This window comes from Pseudoalteromonas sp. S3785 (genome assembly GCF_005887365.1).
Taxonomy (GTDB): Bacteria; Pseudomonadota; Gammaproteobacteria; order Enterobacterales; family Alteromonadaceae; genus Pseudoalteromonas.
In genome coordinates this window covers 62,207-68,816 of record NZ_PNCT01000004.1, presented here as the reverse complement: position 1 = coordinate 68,816, position 6,610 = coordinate 62,207, and the positions used below count along the sequence as shown (strand labels likewise).

Here is a 6,610-nt window from a genome sequence, read left to right as displayed (position 1 = left end):
GCTTCGTTTCCGCTCGACTTGCATGTGTTAGGCCTGCCGCCAGCGTTCAATCTGAGCCATGATCAAACTCTTCAATTAAAAGTTTTTATGTTCCGAAGAACAGCTCAATGAATTCTGAATTTATTTAATATCTTTCGATATTGAATTGACTGTGCTGCAATAAATAAATTTATTGCTGTTGGTCACTCAGTTTCAATTGAGACTCTAAATTTGTTTGCCTCACTACCGAAGTAGGTTGGCTGTTAGAACTCAATCTGTACGAGTGCCCACACAGATGATTGCTTTATATTGTTAAAGAACGTTGCGATTAAAGCGTTAAACCTTATCTCGCTAGGGCTGCGCATGTTACGCTTTCCTATTTTTTTGTCAACACTTAATTTTGTTAAACTTGAAAGTTTTTAAAACGAAGTTTTACTCGACTCACTAAGTGGTTTGCTTGCCTCGCTAAGCGTTGCCTGCTCTGCCGTCTCAGTGGGGTCGCATTATAGGGAGAACGGATTTTTACGCAAGCGTTTTTTAATAAAAACTATAAATAAAAGCTATTTCGTGTATTTTTCACTCTAAAGAGCCAAAATAAGTACAAAAAACAAACTAAACCTATATACAAAGCCAAGTTTGTTTTAAATATAACGATGTATAAAACGCAAAAAGCACCTTATAGGTGCTTTTTAGTTAATTTATTAACTAAGCGTATTAATACAAAATACTATATAGCTTTCTTCTGTATTTCGCTGCAAGTGCATCTCCATCTGGTAGAGAAGCGATAATTGCTAAAAAGCTTGCTTTAGCGTCATTAAAGTTAAGATCCTTTTTAAGTACGCTGAAGAGTGTTTCGAGTGCTTCTTCTTTTCGTCCTGCATCATTTAGCAATTGGCTTAGCTCTGTTTTTAAGTCTAAATCATTTGGGTACTTTTCTACTTGAGATTGCTTTTCTTTTATCTCTGGCGAGTCGGTAGCTTCGAGGGCCGCTTCGCATTTTGCTTTTATGTTATGAAAGTAAGCATCTTGCTCTTGGGCGTCAATTGTATCAATAAGTGCTTGAGCATCATCTAGCTTATGTATTTGAATACATATATCAGCTAATACAAGCTTTATACGGGCGTTTGCACTGTCTATTTCATACGCTTGCTTTGCGTAATTAAATGCAGCATTTAGATCCGACTTTAACAATGCTTGTTTTGCTTGTTCAAGAAGTAGGTCCTGTTGCGCTGGTAAATGCTTACTCAGGGCTTCGCGAATTTGCGCGTCTGTTTGCACGCCCGCTAATAAATCGACTGGGGCTGAATCTTTTAACAATACAAGTGTAGGTAAGGTTTGCAAACCAACCTGCTGCGCTAATTGCGAGGCAAGTGCTTGTTCTGCGTCACAATCAAGGTTAGCCACTACAATATGGTCTTTATATTGCGTAGCTAAATTTTCTAATATGCCGATTTGGCTAATACACTCAGGACTTTGTGGCGAGTGGAAGTTAAGCAGCACCAACTTTTGTTGTGATGTTTCACCGAGTACTTGCTGAAGGTTTTGTGCGTTGATACTAACTATGTTGCTCATTGAATTAATTGCCATATTCATTTATTTAGGTTTTTATATGGAGACGAACATAATAAATACAAGTATTAAATACTTTCAAATAATGAGGGAAAACATGAAAATCACCTATCTAGCTGCAGCATTTATGATAGCAAGCCCACTTACTTATGCTAAGCCCCTAAACTTAGATTTAACTAAGAGTATACCAGCTATTGAAAAGTTTTACCTCGACTTACACCAATCTCCAGAGCTTTCATATCATGAAAAAGAAACTGGTCAAAAAATAGCATCGCGATTAACAAAACTTGGGTTTGATGTAACAGATAATGTGGGCGGCTATGGTGTGGTAGGGATTTATAAAAATGGCACCGGCCCTACAATAATGATTCGTACTGATACAGATGGCCTACCAATCACAGAGCAAACCGGTAAACCTTATGCATCTAAAGTACAAGTGACCAATGAGCACGGGAATAAAGTAGGTGTAATGCATGGCTGTGGCCACGATATACATATGAGCTCGTTTATTGGTACTGCTGAGCAACTTATTGCTCACAAAGATAAATGGCAAGGAACGTTAATGATGGTTGCTCAACCTGCAGAAGAAGTTGGCGGTGGCGCAAAAGCCATGTTAAGTGAAGGCTTATTTAGTAAATATGCTAAGCCTGATCATGTTATTGCGCTGCACGTGAGTGCCAGCGTGCCTGCGGGTAAGGTATCAATGAAAAATGAATACACCATGGCAAGTGTTGATTCAGTAGATATAACTATAAAAGGCAAGGGCGGACACGGCGCCTACCCGCACACTACCGTAGACCCAGTTGTTATTGCTGCGCGTACGGTATTAGCATTACAAACAATCACAAGTCGCGAGCTTTCTCCACTTGAGCCTTCTGTTGTGACTGTGGGATCTATTCATGGTGGTTCAAAGCATAATGTGATTTCCGATGAAGTAAAACTTCAGCTTACGCTTAGAAGCTACAACCCAGAGGTGCGTACGGCGCAAATAGCCGCTATAAAACGTATTACAGCCGGTATTGCTCAAAGTGCAGGCCTTACTAATTCGCACTACCCTGTTGTTCACGTTCATGAAGATGAATCTATTCCATCTACTTACAACAACCCTCAGCAAACTAATATTGTTAGGATCGCTATTGCTGATGCAATTGGCGAAACTAATGTACTTGAGACAAAAGCGGTTATGGCTGGTGAAGATTTTGGGCTGTACGGTAGAACTGACGAAAACATTCCTATTACGTTATTTTGGCTAGGTGGAGTAAACCAACAGCAATATACAAATGCGATGAAAAGTAACCAAACACTTCCCTCATTACACTCAAGTAAATTTGCGCCAGATTATAAAGTAGCATTACCGACCGGTATAAAAGCCATGAGTAACGCTGCAGTCGCGTTATTTAATAAAAAGTAAGCCGTATTTGAGAGTTCAGCAATTAAGTGGTTGCTGAGCTCTTTTTATAATTTGTTTTTTTAAATGGTGTTTTTTTACCACGCTTAGCAAAGCGCTTTTTAGGCGGAGCTTTAGGTAGCTTTGAAAATACATGACTATCACAACTAGCTGCTTGCTGTACAAAACCTTCAAGCTCCACCAGCAGTGGTTGTAAAAATTGTTGGTAGCTCATTGTTTGTTGAGCAATGTTGCCTAAGCTCGCCTCCCATTTAGCGGTCAAATCGGGACTAGCTAAGCCCTTTGGTAAAACACTAATAAGTGCCAGGCCTGTTTGTGTGGCTTTAATTGATTTACCTTCGCGCTTTAAAAAACGGCGCCTAAATAGTAATTCAATAATGCCTGCGCGGGTAGCCTCTGTACCTAATCCATCAGTCTCTTTGAGTATTTTTTTAATTTGTGAATCTTTTACATAACGACTAATGCCGGTCATGGCACTTAGCAATGTTGCATCAGTAAAATGAGACGGTGGCGTAGTGTGTTTTTCTATAACTTCACCTTTAGTGCAGTTAAGCGCCATGTCTTTTGTTAAATGAGGCAAGGTTGCTTCATCTTTTAGCTCGGCTTTGCCCATTAATACCTTAAACCCTAGGCTTACATCTTGCTTTGCATTGGCTTTAAATAAACCTCCCGCAATGGTTACCTCTACTTTAGTTTCGTTATAAATATAATCGGGGTAAAACTGAATTAAGTAATGCCTGCTAATAAGTTGATATACTTTTGCTTCATCAGGCGCCAGAGTCGCTGTTTTTAGTTGTTTGGCGGTAGGCACAATTGCATGGTGTGCAGCAACTTTTGCATCGTTAAAACATTTGCTACGTTTTTTAGCGTCTGCCCCATTCACAAACTCAGTACTTTGACCGCCATTAGCTGCAATTGCTTTTAAAATTGCAGGCGCATCTAAATGATGCTCTTTAGGCAAATAACGATTATCGGAACGAGGGTAAGTAATTAACTTATGACGCTCATAGAGCGTTTGGCAAATATCGAGTACTTGCTGAGCTGCCATACCCAATGCCTTTGCAGCATCTATTTGTAGTGCCGATAAATTATAAGGCAGCGGCGCGCTTTGTTTTTTTTGTTTTTGCTCGAGCGCAGTGACTTCAGCCGGTTGATTGGCTATTCGCGAGGCGACATTTTCTGCAAGTGCTTTATTTAATACACGCCCTTCTTCATCTTGATACGGTTCGCAGGCTTTGCTTGGTACCCATTTGGCCACAAAGCTTTGCTGCTCAGGAGTTATTAAATGCGCCAACACGTCATAAAATGGTTTTGACACAAAGTTAGCTATTTCGTTATCCCGATTAACCACTAAACCTAAAATTGGGGTTTGTACGCGACCCACCGACAACACATTGCCAAAGCCAGCTTTTTGCCCCGCCAGCGTATAAGCACGCGTAAGGTTCATACCAAATAGCCAATCTGCACGTGAACGCGCAAGCGCCGACACACTAAGCGGAATAAATTCACGATTTGAGCGCATGTGGTGGAGTGCTTTTTTTACCGCCGCTAGATTTAAATCACTTATTAGCAAACGCTGAATACTTTGCTTTTTGGTTTTACTTATTTTGGCTTGCTCTATGACTTCATCAACCAACAATTGGCCTTCCCTATCGGGATCGCCCGCATGCACCAGCACTGATGCCTGTTTAATTAGCTTTTTTAAAATAGTTAATTGCTTACGCGTTTTCGTTTTTGCCTTGAGCTGCCACTGCTCTGGCACTATGGGAAGGTGTTCAAATTGCCACTTTTTAAAACGCGCATCATAATCATCAGGTTCAGCTTGCTCTAATAAGTGCCCGATACACCACGAGACACAGTCACCATTAGCCACTTCTATATAGCCATCGTGTTTTTTATGTGGTTTAGGCAGTGCATCAGCAATAGCTCTGCCAAGTGATGGCTTTTCTGCGATATAGAGTTTCATGGGAGCTGCTCATTAACTGTTTATATAAACAGTAGTTTAGCACAGCTATTTTAAGGGTGGGGAGTTTTTATATTTACTATTAATCGGGTATTCTTTATTTTTAACTAAAATATAAATAAGAGGGAGATAGCACACTACAACAGTAGAAATATTAATGAGTGGCAAAAGCGTTTTATACATTAAAGAGCTATAAGATAAATCCCATAAATGGCGATCTACAACTCTAAATAGCTGTAATATAGGCGCCATAATAACCACAAGCTGACCTAATACAGATTGCCATAAGTAAACTTTATCTTTTAAACCTAGGTAAGCAATGAGTGCCATCCAAGCAATATCATTAAAAGCCCAAACAACGTATCTGTATATGTTTATACCTTTATCCAACGCTTTTAAAGGCTCATATATAAAAGCGCCGAATAAGAAAAAAGCACTCGTGATACATACAAACCTGAGCGCTAAATAATCTTTTCTTAGGTAGAAAATAAAAATAGCAGGGAGTAAAAATAAAACCCAACTTAGCTCAAGAAAAGAATGTAACTCACTTAACCATATTGGCATTGTTATTCATTAGTCTTATCATCGTCACCACCAGAACCATTTCCCGGCATATCGCAATATTTACTGATTATTTTCACAGGCACTCCATTACATATGTTAAAGAAATGTACTGTAAGCTAAAATGATGAGATTGCCAAGATACTTCAAGGGATAAAGTACCTTAAAATGAAACTAATTAAATAAAGTATAACGCCAGGCAATAACCTAGCGCACATCAATAGGGTCTGACTCTTTAGCCTTACCTTGTAAGATTGATATTTCTACTCGGCGATTCCTACGCCTGTCTTCATTAGAGTCGTTAGGCACAAGTGGGCGAGTATCAGCACGCCCTACTACCATCATGCGGTTTTTATCAAACCCTTGTACCGTTTGTAATTCGCTTGCTACCGCCACAGCACGCTTTGACGATAAATCCCAGTTATTAATATATAACTCGTTAGAAACCTGAAAATCATCGGTGTGACCCGATACCGTAATTTCACCAGGTACATCTTTTAATAACTCACCAATATCTTGAATTATGGGCTTAAACTTGGGTTGTAAAAAAGCACTGCCAGAGGGAAATGAGCCATTTTCACGGATACGAATAATGATTTGCTGCCCTAAAGATTCAAGCTCGATTGCACCATCGATAATCTGTTTTTCGAGCTGTTGCGCTATTTTTTTCACTAGCTCGTTAGTTTGTTCTTGATCAGCGGCTGAAGTTGCTTGCTCTGAAGATTGCTGCTGAGATGTACTACGTGACTCGCCACCACGTTTATCGCCACGTTGTTCTTGTCTACCACCAGCGGAGCTTTCATCGCCCGCTTGAAACTCTAACATTTGCTGGGTCATTTCAACGGTTTGCTGTTGTATGGTTTCTATCGGGGTAGGTTCAGGCTTACCTGGGGTAAATTCCATAGCAATAACTGACGTTCCTTTTGGAATGTCTTTTACTTCTATTTTATTTTGAACACCAAAAGCAAACTTCATCGAGCCTGCTATTTGCTTAAATTTAAGTACATCCATTTCTGAAAACGCGAGCAAAAGTACAAAAAAGCACATTAAAAGCGACATTAAGTCGGCAAATGTTCCCATCCAAGCGGGCAGACCTGGTGGTGGGCATTTGCACTCTTGATCAGACATGG

5 protein-coding genes and 1 rRNA gene are annotated in these 6,610 nt (G+C 39.9%); 1 reads left to right on the top strand and 5 read right to left on the bottom strand.

What is annotated here, in order from left to right; genetic code table 11:
• Positions 1-78 (bottom strand): 16S ribosomal RNA (locus tag CWC17_RS01460); the annotation flags it as partial.
• 615 nt (positions 79-693) lie between these two features.
• Entirely contained in the window at positions 694-1,551 is an 858-nt protein-coding gene (locus CWC17_RS01455; RefSeq protein WP_138540919.1) for a tetratricopeptide repeat protein, read from the bottom strand.
• 94 nt (positions 1,552-1,645) lie between these two features.
• Here CWC17_RS01455 and CWC17_RS01450 point away from each other — a divergent pair, with 94 nt between their 5' ends.
• Positions 1,646-2,959, top strand: coding sequence for a M20 metallopeptidase family protein (locus CWC17_RS01450; RefSeq protein WP_138611902.1), 1,314 nt, complete (start codon positions 1,646-1,648; stop codon positions 2,957-2,959).
• A gap of 22 nt (positions 2,960-2,981) precedes the next feature.
• Here CWC17_RS01450 and CWC17_RS01445 read toward each other — a convergent pair whose 3' ends face one another.
• From CWC17_RS01445 to CWC17_RS01435, 3 genes are all read right to left on the bottom strand, one after another.
• Complete coding sequence (locus CWC17_RS01445; RefSeq protein WP_138611901.1) at positions 2,982-4,922, bottom strand: DNA topoisomerase III; 1,941 nt, start codon at positions 4,920-4,922, stop codon at positions 2,982-2,984.
• A gap of 45 nt (positions 4,923-4,967) precedes the next feature.
• Complete coding sequence (locus CWC17_RS01440) at positions 4,968-5,483, bottom strand: hypothetical protein (RefSeq protein ID WP_138611900.1); 516 nt, start codon at positions 5,481-5,483, stop codon at positions 4,968-4,970.
• Between the two features lie 204 nt (positions 5,484-5,687).
• On the bottom strand, positions 5,688-6,608 hold the full coding sequence (locus CWC17_RS01435; RefSeq protein WP_004586875.1) for a flagellar motor protein MotB: 921 nt from the start codon (positions 6,606-6,608) through the stop codon (positions 5,688-5,690).
• Positions 6,609-6,610: the final 2 nt, after the last annotated feature.